Here is a 25,552-nt window from a genome sequence, read left to right as displayed (position 1 = left end):
CAGCGAAATCACTTCGCTCCAACATAAGTAAGTATAAGGAGCCATCAGGCTCCTTATTTTTTATGTAACATTCATCTGGCAACCTCTATGACCTCAGAAGGATTACAGCGCTGTTTTGTTCTTCATCGTCGTCCTTACAGTGAGTCGAGTTTAATTCTCGATGTTTTCAGTGAGGAGTTTGGTCGTGTTACTTTGATGTCTAAAGGCGCGCGCAGTAAACGCTCAAACCTCAAAGGTGCGTTACAGCCATTTACGCCTTTATTGCTCAAGTGGTCGGGTAAAGGATCGATGAAGACATTGCGTCAGGCAGAACCGATCAGTCTAGGTTTGCCACTCACGGGTATCAACCTATACTCCGCCATGTATGTCAACGAATTGATAGGACGAGTGTTGATGGCCGAAGTGTCAATGCCGGCCCTGTTTCATGATTACCTTCACGTTCTCACCGAACTGGCTCAGTGTGAGAATCCGGAACCCGCATTGCGCCGTTTTGAACTGGCACTGCTGTCTGCAATGGGATATGGCGTCGATTTTCTGCATTGCGCTGGTACAGGAGAGCCGATTGACCCTGAAATGACCTATCGATATCGAGAACAAAAGGGTTTTATTGCCTCAGTGCGGCGCGACAATCTGACCTTTGTTGGTAATGAACTGATTGCGATTAGTGAGCGTAGGTTTACCACAAAAGAACAACTTAAAGCGGCAAAACGCTTTACACGGATAGCATTAAAGCCGTATCTTGGCGGCAAACCATTAAAGAGTCGGGAGCTATTTATGCAAATTTTAGCGCCCAAATCACGGAGTATTGGAAAATGAGCTCAATTTATCTGGGTGTTAACATCGATCACATTGCTACATTACGTAACGCGCGCGGTACCAAGTACCCAGATCCTGTTCATGCAGCTGAAGTTGCCGAGCGTGCTGGAGCAGACGGCATTACCATTCACCTTAGAGAAGACCGCCGTCACATCCTTGATCGTGACGTACGTATCCTAAGAGAAACGATCCAAACTCGTATGAACCTTGAAATGGCTGTAACGGATGAGATGGTTGATATTGCCCTGAAAACTCAACCTGAATACGTGTGTTTGGTTCCAGAAAAACGTGAAGAGCTCACTACTGAAGGGGGTTGGACGTGGCGGGTCATGTAGAAAAGATCAAAGCGGCAACAAAAAAGCTGACAGAAGCGGGCATTAAAGTCTCTCTGTTTATTGATGCAGACCGTGAACAGATTGATGCAGCAAAAGCCTGTGATGCGCCTTATATCGAGCTACACACTGGTCATTATGCTGATGCGAAAAACGATGAAGATCAGCAAGATGAACTAAAGAAAATTGCTGCTGGTGCAAGCTATGCGGCTGATTTGGGTATTACCGTAAATGCAGGTCATGGTTTGACTTACCATAACGTAGCTCCTATCGCCGCTATCCCTGAAATCTATGAGCTGAACATTGGTCACTCTATCATCGGTCGTGCGGCCTTTGATGGTTTGCATAAAGCCGTAGCTGATATGAAAGCACTGATGGTTGAAGCGCGTAAGTAACCGTAATGGCGATTGTAGGTCTAGGGACAGATATTGCGGAAATTGAACGTATTGAAAAGGCACTGTCCCGCAGTGGTGAAGCGTTTGCTCGACGTATTTTGACGGATATTGAGCTACAACGCTTTCAATCGCTTAAGCAACAAGGGCGCTTTTTAGCTAAGCGCTTTGCGGCTAAAGAAGCGGCGTCTAAAGCATTAGGGACCGGCATCGCATTGGGGGTGACTTTCCATGATTTCACTATTACCAATGATGAATACGGTGCGCCAAATTTGTCTTTGTCTGGTAAAGCTCTAGAGTTTGCCCAAAAAAAACAGGTGGAGAGCATCCACCTGTCTATTTCTGATGAACGGCATTATGCCGTTGCTACTGTTATTTACGAATCTAAATAAGGCGCCGCACTCGCGGTGACCTTCTCCATTTCGTCTTGCAGCTCAAACAGCTCCGGTTCGACATCTTCAAGACGTTCACCCGAACGCAGGGCTCTCTCTATGGTAGCACACACTTTTTCAGTCTTGGGACGCCACAATATGAACTGCTACCGTGTAGCTTATGTATGTGATGGATCAGTGTCTCGCTGTCAAAGTCATCCTCTTCCAGAGCGCTTTCAACCACACTGTTCACCTCAGGAATGAAGTCGATCAGCATTTGCAGCATGTCACGTGCAAGATCTTCTTTATTGGCGGATTGCTTTAGCGCTGCTTGCCAGTCGATAATGATGTTGTCATGCTCAATCACTGCTGATGAAGGTAACCCTGACGGTTCAATGTTGGACGGCAACTCAATCTTAGCCATTTCTGATTGCGTCGTGTGCGGGTTCCAGTGCATTAAGACTTGTTGCAAAACATGCTCCTCAATTGGCTTAGTGAGGTAATCATCCATGCCGGCTCCGAGGAGTCTGTCACGTTCTCCACTCATCGCGTGTGCGGTAACAGCGATCACTGGAGTGTTAGCATTAAGCTCAGTTTGTTTGATTTTGCCACAAGCGGTCACGCCATCCATGTGTGGCATCTGAATATCCATTAGGATGATATCGAAATGCTGACTTTCAGCTTGAGTTACAGCATCGAGGCCGTTAGTACAAGTCACCACTTTTTCGACCCGTTCCTGAAGCAGGGCACTGATCAATTTTAGGTTTGCTGGGTTGTCATCGACGGCCATAACCGTTAGAGGAAGCGTCTCGTTGTAAGCTGGTTCAACCTCAACCATCGGCAAGCTATTCTGGTTAGCGGCTAATATCTGTAATAGTTTTCGGCGAGATAATGGCTTCGTAATGCAATGAACGTGATAGGTCTGTGTTAAGTGATCAGATAAAGCCAACGCAGTACTCGGAATACCGACCACGACTTGAGGTGAACATTTCTGGGCTTGTTTTACCCACTGTTCGACAAGCTCAGGCTCGTTAGCTCTGTTCGGCGCAAGGTTCAACAAGACATAATCAAACGGGTTAGCCTCTTCTGGTACTGATGAACGATAGGTTACGACCAAACCTTCTTGTACCAAAGTTTGTTGAGTGACAGAAGCGGCTTGCATGTTAGGTTCAATAAGCAGTAGCGTGCGCTGCTTCAAAACCTGAGTTTCGAGTAAATCGCTCATTGGCATATCGGTTGAGTTCAATCTCAGCGTAAACCAAAACGTCGAACCTTGGTGCAGACGACTGGTAAGACTGATCTCACCTCCCATCTGACTAACCAGTTTCTGAGTGATGACTAAGCCAAGTCCAGTACCGCCGTAACGGCGAGAAATACTCGCATCTGCTTGGCTGAAAGCTTGGAATAATTGTGATTGTTGGCGTTCAGAAATACCAATGCCTGTATCTCGCACCATAAATTGCAATTCAACAACATCTTCTTTTTGTGAACGAAGCTCAACACTGATGTCAATGTTACCTCGCTCGGTAAATTTGATTGAGTTACCCACTAGGTTAGTCAGTACTTGTTGGATTCGCAGCGGATCGCCAACAAGACCTGCCGGGATCTTATGATCCACTTTGAGTGTCAGTTCTAGGCCTTTTTCATGCGCGCTGGTGGCTTGTAAACTGACCACTTCTTCGAGTGTTTCTTGGAACTCAAACGGAATATTTTCCAGTGCCAACTTGCCAGCTTCCAGTTTGGAGAAATCCAGAATGTCGTTAATAATATTGAGCAGGTTATTGGCTGACTTTTCAATGGTCTGTAAATAATCCGCTTGGCTGTTAGTCAGTTTGGTTTTTAGCATCTGACGCGTAAAGCCAATCACGCCATTCAACGGTGTGCGAAGCTCGTGAGACATATTGGCAAGGAACTCAGATTTCACTCGTGCAGCTTCCTGAGCCCGTTTCTTGGCTATATCCAATTCAACGTTTTGAATCTCAAGCTGTTCAAGAGTTTCCCGTAAGTCTGAAGTTGCCTGATCAATGCTGTGTTGCATTTCGACATGGTATTCCGACAATGACACCGCCATGGCGTTGATGCCATTTTTGAGGGAATCGAGCTCACCATGCATCTTGCCTTCAATTCTAACATCTAAGTGTCCACGACGGATTCGGTCGACCATATTTTTCATATGCGAAATCGGGCGTGTCACATCGTGCATCAGTCGATAAGCAAACATGGCTGACAAGCCCAGCCCAGAGAGCAGAACCAAAAAGGCTGAGAAAATTTCTTGATATTGTTGCAGGCGCAGGGAAGAAAGATCGAGCTCTACGGCGATGTAGCCAAGTGCTGGATTAGTGTTTTGACCTTTTGGTGTCGATATTAGTCCTGACTCGGTAATGATAGGAGCACGTAAGATTAGTGTGTTCTCCTGTAGGTCTGAAGTGACCAATAGGGGAATGACTTCGTTGCGAGGGAAAGTCAGAGATTCAAAGTTTGGATGAAAGTTGGAAGTGACGAATAATTCGTGGTTGTAATCGAAAACGGCAATACTGCGGACAAACTTTGAGTTTTTCCGGTGCGCGTAACTAATAATCCGCCGAACAGACTCGCGGCTATTATTCTTTAGACCCTCTTCACTGGCAATGGCTAGGGGCTCAATAATACTTAACCCTGAATTGATGACCTGCTTTTCAAGATCGTGGTAGCGGTTAAATGAGAAAAACGCGCTCAATAACAGGCCAATGATCAACGTCGGCGCGAGGGTAAGGGTAATAACGCGGGCGCGTAAGCCATATCTTGTCATTATTATCTAAACATCGTGGTGTGGATATGGGAAAATAACTTCCGCAAAAAAGAAGCCGTCGAATACTTAAGCATAATCAACTCGTTCGGCTCAGACAACGATTCAGGTCTGAAAAGGTGCACCTGGACAGCAATACAGAGCAACAGTAAAAGGCACAGAGCAAAGCATGGCGCGTTTCTTCCAACCTAAAAAGAAAACTCAACTCAACACAAAGCATCAATCGCTTCAGATTGAAAAACTCGATCACCACGGTGCCGGCATAGCTTATCAGAATAAAAAACCGATATTTATTGAAGGTGCACTGCCTGGGGAACAAGTGTTAGCTCAGTTGATTGAAAGTAAGAGTAAGTTCTCACGTGCGGCACTCATCAAGGTGCAAAAGGCGAGTGAACAGCGACTTGAGCCCTTCTGCCCTCATTATCATCAATGTGGCGGGTGCAACATGCAGCATCTGAGTAGTGAACATCAGCAAGCTTACAAACAGCAAACATTGAGTCAACTGATGAGCAAGTTTGCGGGTCAGACTCTTGATTTAGAACCCCCGATTGTCGGTGAAACAAAAGGGTACCGCCGTCGTGCCCGTATCAGTGTGATGGTGGATAAAAAAACACGTCAACTGCAGTTCGGTTTTCGCAAGAGACAGAGCAAGGATATAGTGACTTTGACTCACTGCCCAGTATTGATGCCAGAGTTGAATGAGTTGTTGCCAGAGTTGCATCAATTGCTTAAGAGCTTTTCTCAACAAGATCAACTTGGCCATGTTGAATTAGTCAAAGCCGATAACACTCGCATTCTGGTTTTGCGCCATCTCAAACCACTGAAAGACAAAGATCATGATGCATTGCTTGCATTTGCCGAGCTTAATCAGATTACGCTTTATTTGATGCCAAATAATGAACAGCTGGTGCTTGAAGCTGGTGAAGCGGGGGTTTATCAGGAAACAGGCATCACTATCCCCTTCGAGCCAAATAATTTCATTCAAGTTAATCAACAAGTGAATGCACAGATGGTTGCTCAGGCACTGGATTGGCTGGCGTTATCTGAGCAAGACCGAGTATTGGATTTGTTTTGCGGGCTAGGGAACTTCAGTCTCCCTATTGCTAAACAGGTAAAAAGTGTGACAGGAGTGGAAGGGGTTGATGAGATGGTCAACAAAGCCACGCACAATGCTCAAATAAACCAGATTGAGAATGCTCAGTTTTATCAGGCTAATTTGGAACAAGATATGTCTGGTCAGCTCTGGGCGAGAGAAAAGTTTGATAAAATACTACTGGATCCGGCACGAGCTGGCGCCAGTGGAATTGTTGAGCAAGTTTCATCGCTAGGTGCGACAAGAGTCGTTTATGTTTCTTGTAATCCTGCTACTCTAGCGCGAGATTCGCAGAGCTTGCTTAGTCAGGGGTTTAAGTTACAACGATTGGGAATGCTAGACATGTTCCCACATACCAGTCACTTAGAATCCATGGCGCTTTTTGTGAAGGATTAATGCGAACTTACCCTTTCGAGCAGGGTCTCACTGTGGGTTAGGTCGAAGAAAAAAGTATAACAGGACAAAGACAATGGTTGCGGTAAGAAGCGCACATTTGAACCAAGATGAACAGTTTGATTTAGATAATTGGATTGCTAGCTTAGAGCAGGACACGAAAGTCGCGAAGCGCCTTAAAGAGGTGTACCGCCATTGCGAAACGATTCTTGAAGACAACGATCGCGGACCATTGCTCTTGTGGCGTGGTAGAGAGATGATCGAAATCCTCATCACCCTTTCCATGGACAAAGCCACGTTAGTGGCTGCCTTGTTGTTCCCAGTGGTGTCCAGCGGTGCATACGAACGCGAAGTTTTGGAAGAGGATTTTGGTAAAGAAACGATAAAGCTGATTGACGGTGTTGAAGAAATGGCTGCACTGGGCCAACTCAATGTCACTATGGAGGGAGCGCAGCTTCTGCTCAAGTAGATAATGTTCGCCGCATGCTATTGGCTATGGTGGATGATTTCCGCTGCGTGGTGATAAAACTTGCGGAACGAATCTGTAACCTGATTGAGGTCAAGAAAGCACCGGACGAAGTTCGCCAAGCAGCAGCGAAAGAATGTTCAAACATCTATGCGCCTTTGGCCAATCGTCTTGGTATTGGTCAGCTTAAGTGGGAAATCGAAGATTACGCGTTCCGTTATCAGCAACCTGAGACTTACAAACAAATAGCGAAGCAGTTATCTGAGCGTCGCATTGTTCGAGAGCAGTACATTACAGACTTTGTTAATGACCTTTCTAATGAAATTACTTCTTCAGGCATTAATGCGGAAGTGAGCGGTCGTCCTAAACACATCTATAGTATCTGGCGCAAAATGCAGAAGAAGAGTCTGGCATTTGATGAGCTGTTTGATGTTAGAGCCGTTCGAATCATTGCTGATAAGCTTCAGGATTGTTATGCGGCTTTGGGTGCGGTGCATACTAAGTACAAGCATTTGCCAAGTGAATTCGATGATTACGTCGCGAATCCAAAACCAAACGGATATCAGTCAATTCATACCGTTATTCTTGGTCCCGAAGGGAAAACCATCGAGATTCAAATTCGTACTAAAGACATGCACGAAGACTCGGAGCTTGGGGTTGCGGCACACTGGAAATACAAAGAAGGTGGCGGCGGTCGCAGTGGATACGATGAGAAAATCACGTGGCTGCGTAAACTGCTTGATTGGCAGGAAGAAATGTCAGATTCGGGCGAAATGCTTGATGAAGTGCGCAGTCAGGTATTTGATGACCGTGTGTATGCCTTTACCCCGCGTGGTGACGTGGTCGACTTACCTATGGGAGCCACACCACTTGATTTTGCTTACCACATTCACTCAGAAGTCGGTCACCGCTGTATTGGTGCTAAGGTTGCTGGGCGGATTGTTCCGTTTACCCACAAACTGGCAATGGGTGATCAAGTTGAGATCATCACGGCTAAAGAGCCCAATCCATCACGTGACTGGCTAAATCCTTCGATGGGTTTTGTGACTTCAGGACGAGCACGCGCGAAAATCAATGCGTGGTTCCGTAAGCAAAGCCGAGAGAAAAACGTCGAAGCAGGGCGCGATATTCTCGAAGTTGAATTGCAGAAAATTGGTGCGACTTTAAAAGACGCAGAGCAGTATGCGTTGAAGCGCTTTAACGTCAATAGCACTGATGAACTGTACGTTGGCATCGGAAGCGGTGATTTACGTATCAACCAAGTGATCAACCACATCAATGCCTTGGTCAATAAGCCAACCGCAGAAGAAGAAGATCAGCAAGCACTTGAGAAGCTCCAAGAGGCAGAAAGCAAAGCCCCAGCGCAAAGTCGCCCTAAGAAAGACGCAGTCGTTGTGGAAGGGGTTGATAACCTGATGACGCATCTTGCGCGCTGTTGTCAGCCGATTCCAGGGGATGAAATCTCAGGTTACATCACCCAAGGTCGAGGTATTTCAGTGCATCGCGCTGACTGTGAACAGCTTGAAGAGTTGCGCCACCATGCACCAGAACGCATCATTGATACCGTTTGGGGCAGTGGCTTTGTTGGTTCTTATATCCTGACAGTTCGTGTAGAAGCGATGGAGCGCAGCGGATTACTGAAAGACATCACCACCTTGTTTGCTAACGAGAAGATCAAAGTGACTAGCATGAAAAGTCGTGTTGATTATCGCAAGCAGCTATCGATTATGGATTTTGATCTAGAGGTCACCAATATTGAGATTCTGCAGCGTGTGTCGAAGCGAGTTGAACAGATTAAAGATGTTATGTCGGTAAAACGCCTTGGCTAAAATTCTCGTCATACTTGAAGCTGATAGCGTTGTTGCCTGCGCTTACTCCGGAATGCCGGCCCAGGCTCATCACATAGGCGAGCTATGCTCAGGAGTCGCGAAAACTTGTTGCCTTGTTAGAGTAACAATTACTTAGTGAAAGTAAAAATGAATGCGGTCATTCCCTACAGTGAGGGACGAACGCGATAGGGAATCTCTTAAAGTAATTAGAGATCTCAATTCGTTTCACTCTTGAGGATGATAGATAACAATTAAAGGTGAGTGGTTGTACCGCTCACCTTTTTCTTTAGATAGATAGGTTTAAAGGAACAGAGAAAATGAGTCATCCGATTCAACAGTTAGAACAGATTATGGCACGGCTTCGTGACCCCGAGAATGGTTGCCCGTGGGATTTAAAACAGAGCTTTGACACGATTGTTCCGCATACAATTGAGGAAACGTATGAAGTGGTGGATGCCATTCATAATCGTGATTGGCCGAATCTGCAGGAAGAACTCGGGGATTTGTTGTTTCAGGTTATCTTTTACAGCCAGTTGGCGAAAGAGCAGGGGTTATTTGAATTCGTCGATGTTGTAGATACGGTCAATGAGAAGCTGACTCGCCGTCATCCTCATGTATTCTCTGATACTAAGTTTGAGAATGACGAGCAAATAAATGCTAATTGGGAAGCAGAAAAAGCCAAAGAGAAGGCCAAATTAGGCAAATCTGAACAAAGTATTCTAGACTCAGTACCAGCTTCACTACCTGCACTTTCTCGTGCTACAAAAATACAGAAAAAATGTGCCAAATTTGGCTTTGATTGGGATTCGCTAGGTCCGGTTGTCGACAAGGTACGCGAAGAGGTTGATGAAGTCATGGATGAGGCTCTTCAGGTGTCCCCTGATGACGAAAAAGTGGAACTTGAGCTGGGGGATTTGTTGTTTGCAGTCGTGAACTTAAGTCGGCATCTTGGGCAAAATCCTGAATCGGCATTAAGCAAAGCAAATCTCAAATTCTCTCGGCGATTTAAAGGGGTTGAGAAGATGGTGGCTGAACAAAGTAAGCAGTTGACAGATTTCGACTTAGAGCAACTCGATAGCATGTGGGATGAGGTGAAACGTCGAGAATCGTAACAATAAACCCAGTGTGTCGAGCTGCTTGAATTTGATTTGAAGCAAAAAATAAAAAATAGCAGTGTGATAGATTTCACGTTGTGGCGATAAGGGTCTTCTGGTATATTTATCTCCCGTCCAGAAGAAATCCATTTCCCTCATTCAACCAATTTCAGGTTAAACATGACGACAAATTACATTTTTGTTACTGGCGGGGTCGTATCCTCTCTAGGTAAAGGTATTGCAGCAGCATCTCTTGCCGCTATTCTTGAAGCTCGTGGTCTTAAAGTGACTATGATGAAGCTTGACCCTTATATCAACGTTGACCCGGGCACAATGAGCCCAACTCAGCATGGTGAAGTGTTCGTTACGGAAGATGGCGCAGAAACTGACCTAGATCTTGGTCACTACGAGCGTTTCATTCGTACCAAGATGACTAAGCGCAACAACTTCACTGCCGGTCGTGTTTACGCAGATGTTCTCCGCAAAGAACGTCGTGGTGATTACCTAGGTGCAACGATTCAGGTTATCCCTCACATCACTAACGCCATCAAAGACCGCGTAATCGCTGGTTCTGAAGGTCATGATATTGCTATCGTTGAAGTCGGCGGTACTGTGGGTGATATCGAATCACTACCATTTATGGAAGCCATTCGTCAGCTAGCCGTAGAGCTGGGTCGTGAGCGTGCTATGTTTATGCACCTAACACTGGTTCCTTACCTTGCCGCAGCGGGCGAAGTGAAAACGAAACCGACACAACACTCTGTTAAAGAGCTACTGTCTATCGGTATTCAACCAGACATTCTAGTTTGTCGCTCAGATCGTATGATCCCAGCGAACGAGCGCAAGAAGATTGCTCTTTTCTGTAACGTGCAAGAAAAAGCAGTTATCTCTATGAAGGACGTCGATTCCATCTACAAGATCCCTCAACTGATCAAATCTCAAGGTCTGGATGATCTTGTCTGTTCTCGTTTCGGTATCTCTGCGCCTGAAGCTGATCTGACTGAGTGGGAACAGGTTATCTATGAAGAAGCGAACCCGACGGCGGAAGTGACCATTGGTATGGTTGGTAAGTACATCGAACTGCCGGATGCTTACAAGTCAGTCAACGAAGCGCTGAAACACGCAGGATTAAAAAACCGTTTGAGCGTTAAGATCAAATACGTTGATTCACAAGACGTAGAAACCAAAGGTGAAGAAGCGCTGGAAGGTCTAGATGCTATCCTTGTGCCTGGTGGTTTCGGTGATCGTGGCGTGGAAGGAAAAATTCGTGCAGCGCAATACGCTCGTGAAAACAAGGTACCTTACCTAGGTATTTGTCTGGGTATGCAAGTAGCACTGATTGAATACGCGCGTAACGTTGCGGGTATGGAAGGTGCACATTCAACAGAATTTAACAAAGAGACCAAGTACCCTGTGGTAGGTTTGATCACAGAGTGGGTAGACGGTGAAGGTAAAGTTGAAGAACGTACCGAAACGTCTGATCTAGGTGGTACGATGCGTCTTGGTTCTCAGCTATGTCACCTAGAGAAAGGGACTAAAGCTCGTGAACTCTACGGTAGCGCGACGATTCATGAACGTCACCGCCACCGTTACGAAGTGAACAATAATCTGCGTCCAAAAATTGAAAAAGCGGGCCTAAAAGTGTCAGGCCTGTCAGCAGATAAGAAACTTGTGGAAGTGATTGAGAATCCAGCTCACCCATGGTTTGTAGCGGCTCAGTTCCACCCAGAGTTCACTTCGACACCTCGCGATGGTCACCCACTATTCGCAGGGTTCGTAAAAGCGGCTGGTGAATTCCAACGCAGCGAATTAGAGAAGTAAAAAGGATACGGGCAGTGGCGAAGGTTGTGCTGCTGCCTTTTAAATTTGACATTTATATTTGAACGAGAGGAAACATTAATGTCTAAGATCGTTAAAGTTCTAGGTCGTGAAATCATCGACTCACGTGGTAACCCAACTGTAGAAGCTGAAGTACACCTAGAAGGCGGTTTCGTAGGTATGGCTGCTGCTCCATCTGGCGCATCAACTGGTTCACGTGAAGCTCTTGAGCTACGTGACGGCGACAAAGCTCGTTTCCTAGGTAAAGGTGTTCTTAAAGCTGTTGAAGCGGTAAACGGTGAAATCGCTGAAGCTCTAGTGGGTAAAGACGCTAAAGACCAAGCTGCAATCGACGCAGTAATGATCGAGCTAGACGGTACTGAGAATAAATCTAAGTTCGGTGCTAACGCAATCCTAGCTGTTTCTCTAGCTAACGCTAAAGCTGCTGCCGCGGCTAAAGGCATGCCTCTATACGAGCACATCGCTGAGCTAAACGGTACTGCTGGTCAGTTCTCTATGCCTCTACCAATGATGAACATCATCAACGGTGGTGAGCACGCAGACAACAACGTTGACATCCAAGAGTTCATGATCCAACCAGTTGGCGCTAAGACTCTTAAAGAAGGTCTACGTATCGGTGCAGAAGTATTCCACAACCTAGCTAAAGTTCTTAAGTCTAAAGGCTACAGCACTGCAGTTGGTGACGAAGGTGGTTTCGCTCCTAACCTTAAGTCTAACGCTGAAGCTCTAGAAGTTATCGCAGAAGCTGTTGCAGCTGCTGGTTACGAACTAGGTAAAGACGTTACTCTAGCGATGGACTGTGCAGCATCTGAGTTCTTCGACAAAGAAGCAGGCATCTATAACATGAAAGGCGAAGGTAAGACTTTCTCTTCTGAAGAGTTCAACCACTACCTAGCTGAGCTAGCTAACCAATTCCCAATCGTTTCTATCGAAGACGGTCTAGACGAGTCTGACTGGGATGGCTTCAAGCACCAAACTGAACTACTAGGTGACAAGCTTCAACTAGTAGGTGACGATCTATTTGTTACTAACACTAAGATCCTTGCTGAAGGTATCGAGAAAGGCGTAGCTAACTCTATCCTTATCAAGTTCAACCAAATCGGTTCTCTAACTGAGACTCTAGCTGCAATCAAGATGGCTAAAGATGCAGGTTACACTGCAGTAATCTCTCACCGTTCTGGCGAAACTGAAGATGCAACTATCGCTGACCTAGCGGTAGGTACAGCTGCAGGTCAAATCAAGACGGGTTCTATGAGCCGTTCTGACCGTGTTGCTAAGTACAACCAGCTAATCCGTATCGAAGAAGCACTAGGTAAGCGTGCTCCTTACAACGGTCTGAAAGAAGTTAAAGGTCAATAATTTATAGTTTGAATTATTGGCTGAAATCTTTAAAAAACGCCTCCGATCTCGGGGGCGTTTTTGTATTTGTCATTCCATAGATCGACGCAGGAGAGAGTAAGGAATCCCTTAAGGCATGCGTATCGCTTTATGAGATCCCCAACTCGTTCGTTCCTCACTCTTGAGGATGACGGGTTTGGATTTCGTGTCATTCCATAGAGCGACGCATGAGAGAGTAAGGAATCTCTTAAGGCATGCGTATCGCTTTATGAGAGCCCCAACTCATTCGTTCCTCACTCTTGAGGATGACGGGTTTGGATTTCGTGTCATTCCTTAGATCGACGTAGGAGAGAGTAAGGAATCTCCTAAAACTTTCGGCTCGCTTCAAGAGAACCCTAACTCATTCGTTCCTCACTCTTGAGGATGACGGGTTTGGATTTCGTGTCATTCCATAGAACGACGCAGGAGAGAGTAAGGAATCTCTTAAGGCATGCGTATCGCTTTATGAGAGCCCCAACTCGCTCGTTCCTCACTCTTGAGGATGACGGGTTTGGATTTCGTGTCATTCCATAGAACGACGCAGGAGAGAGTAAGGAATCTCTTAAGGCATGCGTATCGCTTTATGAGAGCCCCAACTCATTCGTTCCTCACTCTTGAGGATGACAGGTTTGGATTTCGTGTCATTCCATAGAACGACGCAGGAGAGAGTAAGGAATCTCTTAAGGCATGCGTATCGCTTTATGAGAGCCCCAACTCATTCGTTCCTCACTCTTGAGGATTACGGGTTTGGATTTCGTGTCATTCCATAGAACGACGCAGGAGAGAGTAAGGAATCTCCTAAAACTTTCGGCTCGCTTCAAGAGAACCCTAACTCATTCGTTCCTCACTCTTGAGGATGACGGGTTTGGATTTCGTGTCATTCCATAGAACGACGCAGGAGAGAGTAAGTAATCTCCTAAAACTTTCGGCTCGCTTCAAGAGATCCCTAACTCGCTCGTTCCTCACTCTTGAGTGTAGTGGTTTAATGATCCCGGACACCAAATTAGGTGGTAAAGTCTCCACCATACATGAGGTGTTCAATGACAAAACGACAACGACGTACATTTTCTTCTGAATTCAAAGTAGAAGCTGCAAGCTTGGTTCTTGATCAAGGTTACTCAATATCTGAGGCGGCACGCTCTCTAGACATCGGTGATACAGCCTTACGACGCTGGGTCGAGCAACTAAAGATTGAGCGTGGCGGAGAAACGCCAACGGTTAAAGCTTTGACGCCAGAACAGCAGAAGATCCAAGAGTTAGAAGCTAGGATTAATCGCTTAGAAAGAGAAAAATCCATACTAAAAAAAGCTACAGCTCTCTTAATGTCGGACGAACTAGAACGTTCTCGCTAATTGACCAGTTGAGGGAGCACGAAACGGTCAAAGTTCTTTGTGAGCTGTTCGATGTTGCGTCTTCCTGCTACTACGAGTTTAAACAACGAAAGCCGGATGTTAATCGCATTCGGTTAGCCAGCAGAATGAAGCAGCTCTTTAACATGAGTCGCGGCGCTGCTGGTAGCAGAACTCTTGCTTCTATGCTGAAGTCTGAAGGCTTTGATGTCGGACGTTTCAAAGTACGTAAGCTTATGCAAGAAGCAGAGCTGATAAGCAAACAACCGGGCTCGCATCGCTATAAGCAGGCTAAGCTAGAGCGACCAGATATCCCCAATAGGTTGAAGCGTGAGTTCTCTGTTACCACTCCAAATGAAGTTTGGTGTGGCGATATTACTTACATCTGGTGCGGTTCAAAGTGGAGTTATCTGGCTGTTGTACTCGACCTATTTAGCCGTCGTGTAGTGGGTTGGGCACTATCAGACAAACCTAATGCAGAGTTGACTTGCAAAGCCTTGGACATGGCTTGGGAACAACGAGGACGACCTAACAACGTGATGTTCCACTCAGACCAAGGAAGCCAATACAGTAGCCTAAAATACCGTCAAAGGCTTTGGCGATATCGCATAACTCAGAGCATGAGTCGTCGAGGTAATTGCTGGGATAATGCTCCTATGGAAAGGCTATTTAGAAGCCTAAAAACCGAATGGATACCAGCGACAGGATATTTAACCCAAACTCAGGCAAAGAGGGATATCAGCTATTACTTAATGAATTACTACAATAGGCACCGGCCTCATCAAGCAAATGATGGGCTGTCCCCAGTTACTGCCGAAAATCGGCTTAAGTTAGTGTCCGGAATTTGTTGACCACTACAGAGGATGACAATATAAGTTTAGATTGACGAAGGAAGGAGCAGGGCATCTCCTTAAGCGCTTCGAATCGCCTCGACTCTGCGCTTTTCCATTTCTTCTTTTATTCCCGCACCCTTAAACCCATCTTTAATAATGTCTTGCACGTTGACGGAAAGTGCGGCTTGATAGGCTTGCTCAAAAATGGCTTTTTGCGGGTAGTCGATATCTTCAAACCCAGTGCGTCCACGACTATCAGCCATACAACAAATCAGAATGTCTTCTAAGCGCTCTGGTTTACGCCAAACATCAAACTTGCTCAGAACCTTGAGCTTGGTTTCTGGGCGAAGTTCTGCAGCTCGATGAATATTGGAGTGTTGCTCACAGACCATCAATGCGAGGTCACGATATTCATTAGGGACTCTGACACGTTCACACAGCGATTTAATCAGCTTCAGCCCTGTATGACAGTGCATTTTATGACTTGGCCATTCATCCTTTGGTGTCACGCCTTTGCCTAAGTCATGCATCTGAGCAGCAAAGCGCACTTTGGTTGATGGGCTAAGCAAAGCAGCCTGTTTCGCCACTAAAAGGTTATGAATACCTGTATCGATTTCCGGGTGCCATTTTTCTGGTTGAGGTACACCAAACAAGCGATCCAGTTCAGGAAGAATCACTTTGAGGGCACCGCAGTCGCGTAGCACCGATAGAAAAACCTGCGGATCTTGGGTTGAGAGCGATTTGTGCCATTCCTGCCACACACGCTCAGCTGTTAAATGCGCAAGTTCTCCAGACTCGACAATCTGAGCCATTAACTGTTGAGTTTCTGGGGCGATAGTAAAACCAAGGTGATGTAGTTTCGCCGCGAAACGTGCGACTCTGAGTACGCGAAGAGGATCTTCTGTAAAAGCACCTGAAACGTGGCGAAGAACGCGATCATTGAGATCTTTTTGGCCGCCGTAAGGGTCGATAATCCGACCTTGCTTATCTTCTGCCATTGCATTGATGGTCAGATCTCGGCGGATTAAGTCTTCTTCAAGGGTGACATCAGGAGCAAAATAACAATCAAAGCCTTTGTAGCCCGAACCTGTTTTGCGTTCGGTTCTTGCTAGGGCATGCTCTTGCTTGGTTTTTGGGTGCAGGAACACGGGGAAGTCCTTTCCAACAGCGACAAATCCTTGTTCGAGCAAAAGCTGAGGCGATGCGCCAACTACTACCCAGTCTTGGTCGTAAACGTCGATTTTCAGCAGTTTATCGCGGACTGCACCACCAACCAGAAATATTTGCACAGATGTCTCTCTTAAATTCGGATTTTAGAATTGGCTATTTATGCCAGCAATGGTACTTTTCTTATCGGTAAATTCCCAGAGACGAGAAGTATGTATAAACAACATTTTGGATTCACAGAGCTGCCGTTTTCGATTGTGCCGAATTCTCGTTTCCTGTTCCAAAGCCAAAGGCATAAAGAAGCGCTGTTTCGCCTACAAGCGGGCCTTGGCGAGGGTGGGGGCTTTGCGATGCTGTCTGGTGAAGTGGGAACAGGTAAGACAACCGTTGCACGTGCATTGCTGAAATCACTCGGCACGGATACTCAGCCCGGTTTAATCCTCAACCCTACCTTTTCAAGCATAGAATTGCTTGAAGCAATCTGCGATGAATTTTCTATTGAGTATCAATCTGGCGCAACGCTCAAACAACTGAATCAGAAGATTCATGAATTTTTGCTCAGTACATATGCGAACGGTATTCAGACTTTGCTGGTGATTGATGAAGCACAGCATTTGTCCGCTGAAGTGCTAGAACAGTTGCGCTTATTGACCAATCTTGAAACGGACAACCAGAAGCTACTCAAAGTGCTACTCGTTGGCCAACCAGAATTGCAGCAGAAATTGCAGATGCCTCAATTACGCCAGCTAGCGCAGCGTATTACGGGGCGATACCACCTATTACCATTGGATAGCAAAGAAACCGCTAATTATATTCAGTATCGTCTTGAGTTGGCGGGTGGTGAAGTGAGTTTGTTCTCTGCTAAGTCACTCAAACATATTGCACATCAGTCGCTGGGCATACCACGCCTGATTAATCTGATTTGTGATGCTGCTTTGAAACGAGCGTATAGTATTGGTGAAACGGTACCAAGTCATTCTAGTGTCGAAGCGGCTTGTGAAGAGGTGATGAGTTTTCAAACCTCATATCAATCGGTTCTATCTACGCCTTCATTGCCACGCCGTTCTCCTCTGACTATCGCTGCTGCCGTTGGGGCAATATTCGCTGTCGGTAGTTATTGGTTGACTCCTAGGTTTCTGAATGCGTCAATTGAATCGTACCTGAGTGAAGCGTATCCAGTGTCAGATGTTGAAGTGTTAGAAAAGGAAGTCTTCCCTGTTGAACTACAGTCCTCTCTTGCTCGTGCAACGGATTTTCAGCAGGGTATTGCGCAGCTTTACCATGTATGGGGTTTTAATCCATCTGTCGCTGAGCGTCTTTGTCAGCAAAGTGATCAAAGTGTGTTTCGCTGTACTCAATCACGAGGCACGTTAAATACGCTCAGGCAAGGGGATGTTCCCGTACTCTTGTCCCTCAGCAAAGACGGCCTGCAAAGTTATGCTGTGCTATATAAACTCACACCGAATTCGGCTCAGCTATTGTTAGGAATGGAGCGAATCGAATTGCCTATCACCAAACTCAAAGAGCTCTGGCAGGGGCAATATCACCAGATCTGGCAAAGTTACTGGCATCAGACTCTTAAACCTAATATGTCAGGACGAGCAATCGCTGAATTAGATGAACGTCTATCTAAAGTTCTGGGTGAGTCGGAAGGGGAGTCCGATGCTTATGATCATGAGCTCAAACGCAAGGTTGAACTGTTCCAACAATGGCAGGGTCTCCATGTTGATGGCATTGCAGGGCGAAGAACCTTGGAGCGTCTTGAAAAGCTCTCTCAAGAGCATGCCCCTTCGTTAACGGCCTCAGAGGAGAAAGCATAATGTCAAAAGTACTGCAGGCTTTAGAACACTCAGAGCAACACCATCAGACGTTTAGCAATATGAATCTTTACCAGTCGGTCAATGATCCTCGATCTCGACGGACTGTATCAGGCTGGTTATTAGCTACGGTTGTTGTAGCCCCTGCGTTGGTAACGGGAGCCCTAAGCACATACCAGAGCTACCTCGATCAACGAGTGGAATGGCAAGCAAGTCATCAAGCGAAACCTCAAGTGCTAGAAGTCCCGTTTGCGTATCAAACTTTGCTTTATCCGTCATTTAGTGGCCTTCGCGAAACTTATGAATATGCTAAGACCGATACTGATCGTATAGAACTGGTAGGTCAACAAGATCAAACTCCCAAGGCTCAACCACAGGTACCTGTAAAACCGAGTGTTCAGCATACTCCTAAGTCAGAAAACAATACGCTACTAGATGGCTTGGATTTATCAGGTTTATCGCCTGAGCTTGCCATGCGGGTTGAATCGGCTCTGGAATCAAGTACAACCCCTGAGCCGAAGTATGATGACAGCAAGGCGTCCGATCTTGCGGTACACAGTCGCCAGTGGCAAGGAAAGTTACCGCCAATGAATTTCCAGACCCATGTTTACTCAAGCAATCCTGATAAACGTTGGGTGAAAGTTAATGGCATCGAGTATCGCGAAGGTGACTGGATCAGTAATGACATTCAACTGCAGCATATCGAACCGCAGCGCAGTGCGATTTCATTTAAAGGCTCGGTGATTGAAGTGCCAGCTTTATATGATTGGAAAGGATAATAAAAAGGTCGCCAGAGCGACCTTTTTTATATTCTGTATTTAGGCCCAGCCAGATGGAGAGCGCTTTTTGCGTGGAACAATGTGCGGCAAGATCAGGCCAAACAGCAGTCCAATACCCGCTACGCCACCGCCGTACATAAAGTACTTCAGTAATAAATCATCTTTCTGAGTGTCCAGTTTGGCACGTAGGTTACGGACTTCTTCCTGCGAAGCTGTCAGTTGTTGACTGATTTCACCATAGCTCTTCTCGAGATCAGCAATTTGACGATTGCGGTTTTCCAGTGAATCTGCCAACCCTGCTTTTTCCTGGTCCGCGCTAGAGCGTGCATTCGCAAGTTTGCCCTTAACATCGGCCAGTTCTTTTTTCTAGTTTAGGCAAACGAAGCGCCATACTTTCTTGTCTTGTGACGAAACGGCTCTCTACCCAGCCCTTGCGACCTTTGGCATCTTCTATCTGGGTGTAACCGGTATCGCGATCAGTCGAAAGTTGCTTCACTTTGTCACCGGCATCGACACTGCCGATGATGCGGAATTGGTTGCTAGGACCAGAGTGCATGTAGGTAAATAGCTTATCAGAAATGTATCGATCTTGAGCCATTGCTGCTGGAACAGCGAGCATTGATGCTAGAACGAAGCAAACCAGTTTTTTCACGGTAAATCCTTTAACAGTCTTGTGTCTATAACTTGCTAATGCCAAATAGTAAGTAGTTTCCCCAGTCACTGCAACAAAGAAGGGAGGCTTAGCCTCCCTTTCTGTGGATTTGAGTCAATAATGACAGTGAGTTAACACGTCATTGACTTGCTTATCAGATGAACATAGCTTGAATTGCGTAGAAGAACACAACCGCTAAGAGTGCACCAGCTGGCAAAGTTACAATCCATGATGCAACGATGTTACGCACTACACCTAGGTTGAGTGCAGCAATACCGCGAGCAAAGCCGACACCCAGAACCGCACCAACTAGCGTTTGAGTGGTAGATATTGGCAATCCAGTACCAGAGGCCAGTACAACGGTACATGCTGTTGCTAGCTGAGCGGCAAAGCCACGGCTCGGAGTTAGTTCAGTAATACCAGTACCAACTGTCGCCATGACTTTGTGACCAAGCGTTGCCAGACCGACAACGATACCCAAACCACCAAGAGGTAGAATCCACCAAGCGATAGCGCTCTTAGTTGTGATTTCACCCATGTGCTCAATTGTAGAAACTACCGCAGACAAAGGACCGATAGCGTTAGCAACGTCGTTTGAACCGTGGGCGAATGCCATTGCACACGCAGTGATAACCATAAGTACGCTGAAGATGCCTTCTACGCCTGCAAAGCCGTGATCGTCTTCTCGGCTTGAGAATTTCTTCTGGATGTAGAAGTAGCCTCCAGCCATGACTAAGGCAGATACTGCCGCTGCACATACCCACGCTTCACCATCAGAAAGGTGGAGGCCAACATGCTTTAGGCCTTTCTTGATGGTAACCAGTGCAATCACCATCGTAGTGATGAACATGTAGACAGGTACAAACCGTTTTGCGTTGAAGAGTGGCTTCTCTGTATCAAAAATGAGGCGTTGGGCGCTAACGAAAATGACATAGGCAAAGAAACCTGAGATGACCGGAGTAATAATCCAGCTACCGACTATGCCTTTGACTGAGCCCCAATCAACCGCTTCTGTACCTACAGAGACACAGGCGAAACCAATGATGGCACCAATGATTGAGTGAGTGGTCGAAACGGGCCAGCCCATATAAGAAGCGAGAAGAAGCCAAGTACCAGCTGCAAGTAGCGCTGACATCATGCCGAAGACAAGTACGTCCGGTTGACTGGCAAAGAGTGACGTTTCGATGACGCCTTTACGGATGGTGTCAGTGACCTCACCGCCTGCAAGGTATGCCCCTGCAAATTCAAAAATCATCGCGATAATGATCGCTTGTTTTACAGTCAGCGCTTTAGAACCCACTGATGTACCCATCGCATTGGCTACATCATTCGCGCCAATACCAATCGCCATCATAAAGCCAAAAACTGCTGCAATAATAATCAGGACAGTGCCGTAGTTCGCAAGGATATCCATCGTAATACCTAGTTGTTGATAACAAGCGGAGCAAATTAGGCACGACAAAACCCCTTCAGCGTTTCATTATTTTACGCCTATAAGGGGAGTGCTATTAAGATGCTCTTCGTTATTTGGTTAACTTATTTATTTATGAGCGAGACAACATTAGCTCAAGACGCGCACCAACACGTTGCGCCTGATCAGCTATGCCACCTACCCATTCAAGAATCTTATAGAGGAACATGACATCGATCGGATTCAGATCGTTTTCAACCGCCATCAGTTGTTGACGAAGCTGAATCTGCATCGCGTCTGTATCGTCCTCAATCACATCCAGTTGATGGATCATTTCAGCCACAAGTGTCACTTCACGGCCTTTAAATCCAGTTTCCAATAACTCATCGAGCTCATTGATGACTTTTTGCGCCTGATTCGCTGCGTCGAGACAACGTTTAACATACGCAATGAAGTTTTCTTGGAGAGGCTCTGGGATAGTCAATTGACGACCGTAGACACGGCCAGCAATATCTTTTGCGAGGTTTGCCAGTTTGTCTTGCTGAGTCAGTAGTTCAAGCATGTCGCTACGATCTACTGGCATAAACAAACCGCGAGGAAGTTTAAGGCGAATTTCGCGCTTAAGTACGTCAGCTTCTTTCTCAAGATGAGAAATCTGTGCACGAATTTCTGAAGCTTTCTCCCAGTCACCCTTTGAACTTACTTCAAAAAAGTTAACAAGGTGAGAACAACATTCGTTGACACACACTACGTGGCGCTGCAAAGGCTTAATAGGGGACTTTGCAAATAACCCCATAATTGTATTTACTGGCATGGTCAGTCAACCTAATTAATATAACCTAAAAATAACATACACCATTCATGGTGAAATGTTGAACGATGGCTATAAAGGCGCGCATGGTAACGCATTAAATCCATCATTAAAACTGTTTTAGATCATCATTGCTGTGATATTTCTTTCTTGCCCAGTACGAAAATTGGCAATATCCTGTTTGTATCTGCTTTAAAAGGTATAACTATGGAAACCGAGATAGAACTGAAGTTTTTTGTTTCTCCTGATTTTTCAAATACTTTACGAAAAAAGATTGCTCAAGAGAAAGTACTTCAGCATAGCTGTCGTGAGTTAGGGAATACCTACTTCGATACTCCCGACAATTGGTTACGTCAGCATGACATTGGTTTGAGAATCCGTCGTTTTGACGATGTGTATGTCCAGACGGTCAAGACTTCCGGACGTGTGGTAGCAGGATTACACCAACGACCTGAGTTTAATGCCGAACATCACAGCAATAATCCGCTTCTTTCTCTCCATCCTTCTGATATCTGGCCGATAGGTAAAGATACTGAAACGCTCCAGTCGGAACTTGTTCCGCTTTTTTCTACTAACTTCACACGGGAACAGTGGTTGATTGCGATGCCTGATGGCAGCCAGATTGAAGTGGCGTTTGATCAAGGTAAAGTCGAATCTGGTGACAAAGAAGACCCTATTTGCGAAGTGGAGCTGGAACTAAAGTCCGGTCAAACTGATGCATTGTTTACATTAGCGCGTTGTTTTTCTGAAGAAGGCGGGATGCGATTAGGTAACCTGAGCAAAGCAGCAAAAGGTTATCGTCTTGCTAGTGGCTATACTGGAGATGACGTTAAACCTATTGCCTTGGTGAGTACAGACAAACATGACACTGTCGAGTCTTGCTTTGTTCATTCTCTAGAGCATGGACTTTCTCATTGGCATTATCATGAGCAAATTTATGCTGAGCGAGAATCTATTGATGCTTTGCATGAAATTAGGAATGCCATCAGTTTTATCCGTCAGGTTCTTACAGTATATGGTAGTGTAGTGCCACGCCGAGCGAGCGCGTTGGTTCGTCAGGAACTCAAGTGGCTTGAACAGGGCTTAGAGTGGTTGAATGATTATGATTACCTTGAAGCACTCCTAGATGATAAGGGCCATGCGTTGCGTAAACTTGATGCGCGTAAGTTTTTGGTTGGTGAGCTCAAAGTTGTCCAGGAAGCGTTGCCGGATCGCGCAGAGATACTGACGCTTCTCAATTCCGCCAGATATACCGCTCTTCTACTTGACTTAAGCCGTTGGATTTTAACACGTGGTTGGCAGCCATTTCTTGATGATAAGGCGCGCGATAAGATGGCGCTGACGATTGAACCTTTCTCTATTAAGCAACTTGACCGTACTTGGGCCGAATTAATGGAAGCGTTCCCACCTGAACGGTCGTTAAATAGTCAGGATTACATCGATCAGCAATATCGTTTGAGGCGAAACCTTTATACTGGTGTGAGCTTTGCTAGCCTGTTTGATTTCGAAGAGCGCAACAACTTTCGCGTACCATGGAGTGATTTACTTCATGGTATTGATGATCTGATTAAACTTCGCACACTAGGCAATATGGTCGATAAGCTCGAAGGAGAAGAGAAAGAGCAGCTCCAGCGTTGGTTGTCCCGTCAGGAAGGTTCCATTCTTCATGCTATGGAACAGACTCGTGTGATCTGCATTGAAGCAGAACCATACTGGCAAGATTAATCCATTTATGACTATTGAAGCGGGAGCCTTAAGGCTCCCGTTTTTGTTGATTTTGTTGTTCCAGCCTATCGAGCCTCTTTAGGATTTCGTCCTGTTTTGCAACCAATTCTAGAAGTAGACGTTCTTTGTTCTCGGAACGCTTAGCTTGAACCTCTGTTGGTGAGGTGAGCAATGAGGTGATTAAACCTGAAATCATACCAAAAATGCCCACACCACAAATGATAAGCCCAGAGGCGAGGATCTTTCCTGCATCCGTGACAGGGAAGTGATCACCGTAACCTACTGTTGAGATGGTCACCAGTGCCCACCACATGGCGTCTCCTCCAGTTTGGATATTGGCATCTGGAGATTTGCCTTCCACAAACAACATCATGCTTGAGCCTAGAGTGAGTAAGACAACCATCAGCAGCAAAATAGAAGCTAGAGTGGTTTCACGACGATTGACTAACAGCTGTTTGATAATGAAATTACTGGAGCGAATGACCAGAATCACGCGCAAGATATGGAACAGGCGAGCAAAGCGCAATGGCTCGATCATTGGGATACTGGCAAGGAAGTCGATCCAGTGTCGTTTCATAAATTGCATACGATCTGTTGAGCGGATCAAGTCTATGCTCAACTGGAGAAGAAAGACACTACAGATAATAAAGTCTAAGCCGATAAAGACTTGGCGTGTTTGAGTACTAAGTGGGAAGAACAGCAAACCAGATATCACAAACAGCGCCATAAATGACAGAATTAGTGACAGCAAGCTCATTGGTTTTGTATCAAATTTGATATCATTTCTATTCATACGAGGCTCTAAATAAATACATATTCGCTATCTACCGATAGTAACGAGCGGAAGTTTATATCGTCCTGACTGCTATCAGGAATAACAACAAATATATAAGACTTAGCGGAGAACTAACAATGACCAAGATGGCATTTAAGCCATGGGAGCGAGTGATAACGGATATTCGCCTCGTTCCCAAAATGGTGCTCTTGATGGTGTTCAGTACCATTTTGATCATCGCCAAACAATTATGGGATGCAAGTACCTTCTATAACGCCCTGCTCGCGGCTACTCAAAATGCTCAGGTTGCTCAGAAGCACTATGAGGCATACATGGTGCAAGTAGCATGGCAGACAGCGATCATGATCATAGTATTTGTCGTTCTACTTCTTTTTGCTGCACGTATCATGCTGCGTCAAACACAATATCTGAGTGATTCGATTAAGTTAATGGCGGACCGCAACTTATCGGTAGCTATTGAGATGGATTGTAAGGATGAATATGGCGATGTAGCTCGTGAATTGGAAAAGACGAGAGTGCAGTTGCAGGAAATGATCAAGCTACAAATTGATGCGTCACAGGAATTAGCAGGTTTGACAGAAGTTATGACCTTGAGCATGTCGGAAACAAAAGAGTCGGCACAAGAAGAGTTTCATGAAATCGACCAACTGGCGACGGCAATGAGCGAAATGTCGTCTACGGTACAAACCGTAGCTGACCACGCTCAGAGCGCATCTTCTTTAACAGAAAATGCTTCTGGTCAGGCGGAAAGCGGCCAGCGTTTTGTTCAGGGGACTGTTCATAAGATCAGCCAGCTATCGAAAGATATTTCCGCTTCTGCACAAGCAGTGAATCAGGTCGAAGAGAGTGTGGAGTCGATAGGCAGTGTTGTCGGAACGATTCAAAGTATTTCTGAACAAACGAACTTGTTAGCCTTGAATGCAGCGATCGAGGCTGCACGCGCTGGTGAAGCTGGTCGTGGATTTGCCGTCGTTGCGGATGAAGTTCGCAGTTTGGCGCAGCGTACTCAGAATGCGACGGTAGAAATTCAGGATATGATCACCCAGTTACAATCCAGCGCCACCTCAGCAGTTGAGCTTATGGAGCAAAGTGTGGTTGAAGCTGCCGAAGGTGTGGAGTTAGTCACCAATGCTGGGAGTGAATTGGATGGAATCGTGGTACAAGTGAAGCAAATCAATGATATGAATTTCCAGATTGCGACAGCGGCTGGTCAGCAAAGCAGTGTTGCTGGAGAGATGAATCAGAACCTGACGAACGTCCGTGAGTTAGTCGAGGCGTCGGTGACCGTGGTATCTGAACTGCTTGAAACGTCAGAGATCATGCAGAAGAATGCCGAAGCTCTGGATGCCAAGATCACATCCTTTAAAGTCTGAGCACCATAATGGTACGAATAAGCGCCCACTCATTGTTAGTGGGCGTTTTTTA

General features: G+C 45.9%; 15 protein-coding genes and 4 pseudogenes. 13 read left to right on the top strand and 6 right to left on the bottom strand.

Annotation, left to right across the window (positions count from 1 at the left end; genetic code table 11):
* The first annotated feature begins 87 nt into the window (after positions 1-87).
* From recO to acpS, 3 genes and pseudogenes are all read left to right on the top strand, one after another.
* Entirely contained in the window at positions 88-816 is a 729-nt protein-coding gene (recO, locus tag KW548_15970; GenBank protein QXX06524.1) for a DNA repair protein RecO, read from the top strand.
* Positions 813-1,543 (top strand): annotated as a pseudogene (gene pdxJ, locus KW548_15965) (pyridoxine 5'-phosphate synthase). The gene recO and the pseudogene pdxJ overlap by 4 nt, the downstream one beginning before the upstream one ends.
* 5 nt (positions 1,544-1,548) lie before the next feature.
* The gene (gene acpS, locus KW548_15960) at positions 1,549-1,932 is read left to right on the top strand and encodes a holo-ACP synthase (protein ID QXX06523.1); all 384 of its coding nucleotides are present in this window, start codon (positions 1,549-1,551) and stop codon (positions 1,930-1,932) included.
* Here acpS and barA read toward each other — a convergent pair.
* Positions 1,917-4,699 (bottom strand): annotated as a pseudogene (gene barA, locus KW548_15955) (two-component sensor histidine kinase BarA). The gene acpS and the pseudogene barA sit on opposite strands and share 16 nt — an antisense overlap.
* A 166-nt stretch (positions 4,700-4,865) precedes the next feature.
* On the opposite strand from barA, the gene rlmD reads away from it, so the two are divergent.
* From rlmD to KW548_15925, 6 genes and pseudogenes are all read left to right on the top strand, one after another.
* Positions 4,866-6,185, top strand: coding sequence for a 23S rRNA (uracil(1939)-C(5))-methyltransferase RlmD (gene rlmD, locus KW548_15950; GenBank protein ID QXX06522.1), 1,320 nt, complete (start codon positions 4,866-4,868; stop codon positions 6,183-6,185).
* A 73-nt stretch (positions 6,186-6,258) separates the two neighbouring features.
* A pseudogene (gene relA / locus KW548_15945) lies at positions 6,259-8,477 on the top strand (GTP diphosphokinase).
* A gap of 317 nt (positions 8,478-8,794) precedes the next feature.
* Positions 8,795-9,589 (top strand): nucleoside triphosphate pyrophosphohydrolase, encoded by a 795-nt coding sequence (gene mazG / locus KW548_15940; protein ID QXX06521.1) that lies wholly within the window; start codon positions 8,795-8,797, stop codon positions 9,587-9,589.
* A 162-nt stretch (positions 9,590-9,751) separates the two neighbouring features.
* Positions 9,752-11,392 carry a CTP synthase gene (locus KW548_15935; protein QXX06520.1) on the top strand — a complete coding sequence of 547 codons (1,641 nt, stop codon included), beginning with the start codon at positions 9,752-9,754 and terminating at the stop codon, positions 11,390-11,392.
* A 78-nt stretch (positions 11,393-11,470) separates the two neighbouring features.
* Positions 11,471-12,769: a phosphopyruvate hydratase gene (eno, locus tag KW548_15930; GenBank protein QXX06519.1), complete on the top strand. Its 1,299-nt coding sequence runs from the start codon at positions 11,471-11,473 to the stop codon at positions 12,767-12,769.
* Between the two features lie 1,058 nt (positions 12,770-13,827).
* A protein-coding gene (locus tag KW548_15925; GenBank protein ID QXX06518.1) for an IS3 family transposase occupies positions 13,828-14,987 on the top strand; the annotation gives its coding sequence in 2 pieces (ribosomal slippage) (positions 13,828-14,095 and positions 14,095-14,987; 1,161 coding nt in all).
* 59 nt (positions 14,988-15,046) lie between these two features.
* On the opposite strand, the gene KW548_15920 is transcribed toward KW548_15925, so the two are convergent.
* A complete protein-coding gene (locus tag KW548_15920; protein QXX06517.1) occupies positions 15,047-16,258 on the bottom strand; it encodes a multifunctional CCA addition/repair protein in 1,212 nt (403 codons plus the stop codon).
* Positions 16,259-16,348: 90 nt separating this feature from the next.
* Between KW548_15920 and KW548_15915 the strand changes: the two genes are divergently transcribed.
* Both KW548_15915 and KW548_15910 read left to right on the top strand, forming a co-directional pair.
* A complete protein-coding gene (locus KW548_15915; GenBank protein ID QXX06516.1) occupies positions 16,349-17,956 on the top strand; it encodes an AAA family ATPase in 1,608 nt (535 codons plus the stop codon).
* Positions 17,956-18,732 (top strand): general secretion pathway protein GspB, encoded by a 777-nt coding sequence (locus KW548_15910; protein QXX06515.1) that lies wholly within the window; start codon positions 17,956-17,958, stop codon positions 18,730-18,732. Before KW548_15915 ends, KW548_15910 begins: the two co-directional genes overlap by 1 nt.
* A 39-nt stretch (positions 18,733-18,771) precedes the next feature.
* Here the strand turns inward: KW548_15910 and KW548_15905 are convergent.
* From KW548_15905 to KW548_15895, 3 genes and pseudogenes are all read right to left on the bottom strand, one after another.
* Positions 18,772-19,384: pseudogene (locus KW548_15905) on the bottom strand (SH3 domain-containing protein).
* Between the two features lie 154 nt (positions 19,385-19,538).
* Entirely contained in the window at positions 19,539-20,798 is a 1,260-nt protein-coding gene (locus KW548_15900; protein ID QXX06514.1) for an inorganic phosphate transporter, read from the bottom strand.
* A gap of 130 nt (positions 20,799-20,928) precedes the next feature.
* Entirely contained in the window at positions 20,929-21,609 is a 681-nt protein-coding gene (locus KW548_15895; GenBank protein ID QXX06513.1) for a TIGR00153 family protein, read from the bottom strand.
* Positions 21,610-21,813: 204 nt separating this feature from the next.
* Here KW548_15895 and KW548_15890 point away from each other — a divergent pair, with 204 nt between their 5' ends.
* Positions 21,814-23,331 (top strand): inorganic triphosphatase, encoded by a 1,518-nt coding sequence (locus tag KW548_15890; protein QXX06512.1) that lies wholly within the window; start codon positions 21,814-21,816, stop codon positions 23,329-23,331.
* Positions 23,332-23,359: 28 nt separating this feature from the next.
* On the opposite strand, the gene KW548_15885 is transcribed toward KW548_15890, so the two are convergent.
* Entirely contained in the window at positions 23,360-24,124 is a 765-nt protein-coding gene (locus KW548_15885) for a potassium channel family protein (GenBank protein QXX06511.1), read from the bottom strand.
* 119 nt (positions 24,125-24,243) lie between these two features.
* Here KW548_15885 and KW548_15880 point away from each other — a divergent pair, with 119 nt between their 5' ends.
* The gene (locus KW548_15880; GenBank protein ID QXX06510.1) at positions 24,244-25,500 is read left to right on the top strand and encodes a methyl-accepting chemotaxis protein; all 1,257 of its coding nucleotides are present in this window, start codon (positions 24,244-24,246) and stop codon (positions 25,498-25,500) included.
* Positions 25,501-25,552 lie beyond the last annotated feature (52 nt).

The organism is Vibrio neptunius, from assembly GCA_019339365.1.
Lineage (GTDB): Bacteria > Pseudomonadota > Gammaproteobacteria > Enterobacterales > Vibrionaceae > Vibrio > Vibrio neptunius.
Note: the sequence above shows the minus strand (reverse complement) of the source record. Positions and strands in the feature narration are given on the sequence as shown.

Coding starts and splice junctions, on each gene's coding strand:
- recO (QXX06524.1), top strand. CDS start 88: ATGACCTCAGAAGGATTACAGCGCTGTTTTGTTCTTCATCGTCGTCCT.
- KW548_15880 (QXX06510.1), top strand. CDS start 24,244: ATGACCAAGATGGCATTTAAGCCATGGGAGCGAGTGATAACGGATATT.
- KW548_15915 (QXX06516.1), top strand. CDS start 16,349: ATGTATAAACAACATTTTGGATTCACAGAGCTGCCGTTTTCGATTGTG.
- acpS (QXX06523.1), top strand. CDS start 1,549: ATGGCGATTGTAGGTCTAGGGACAGATATTGCGGAAATTGAACGTATT.
- eno (QXX06519.1), top strand. CDS start 11,471: ATGTCTAAGATCGTTAAAGTTCTAGGTCGTGAAATCATCGACTCACGT.
- KW548_15910 (QXX06515.1), top strand. CDS start 17,956: ATGTCAAAAGTACTGCAGGCTTTAGAACACTCAGAGCAACACCATCAG.
- KW548_15895 (QXX06513.1), bottom strand. CDS start 21,609: ATGCCAGTAAATACAATTATGGGGTTATTTGCAAAGTCCCCTATTAAG.
- KW548_15890 (QXX06512.1), top strand. CDS start 21,814: ATGGAAACCGAGATAGAACTGAAGTTTTTTGTTTCTCCTGATTTTTCA.
- KW548_15900 (QXX06514.1), bottom strand. CDS start 20,798: ATGGATATCCTTGCGAACTACGGCACTGTCCTGATTATTATTGCAGCA.
- mazG (QXX06521.1), top strand. CDS start 8,795: ATGAGTCATCCGATTCAACAGTTAGAACAGATTATGGCACGGCTTCGT.
- KW548_15935 (QXX06520.1), top strand. CDS start 9,752: ATGACGACAAATTACATTTTTGTTACTGGCGGGGTCGTATCCTCTCTA.
- rlmD (QXX06522.1), top strand. CDS start 4,866: ATGGCGCGTTTCTTCCAACCTAAAAAGAAAACTCAACTCAACACAAAG.
- KW548_15885 (QXX06511.1), bottom strand. CDS start 24,124: ATGAATAGAAATGATATCAAATTTGATACAAAACCAATGAGCTTGCTG.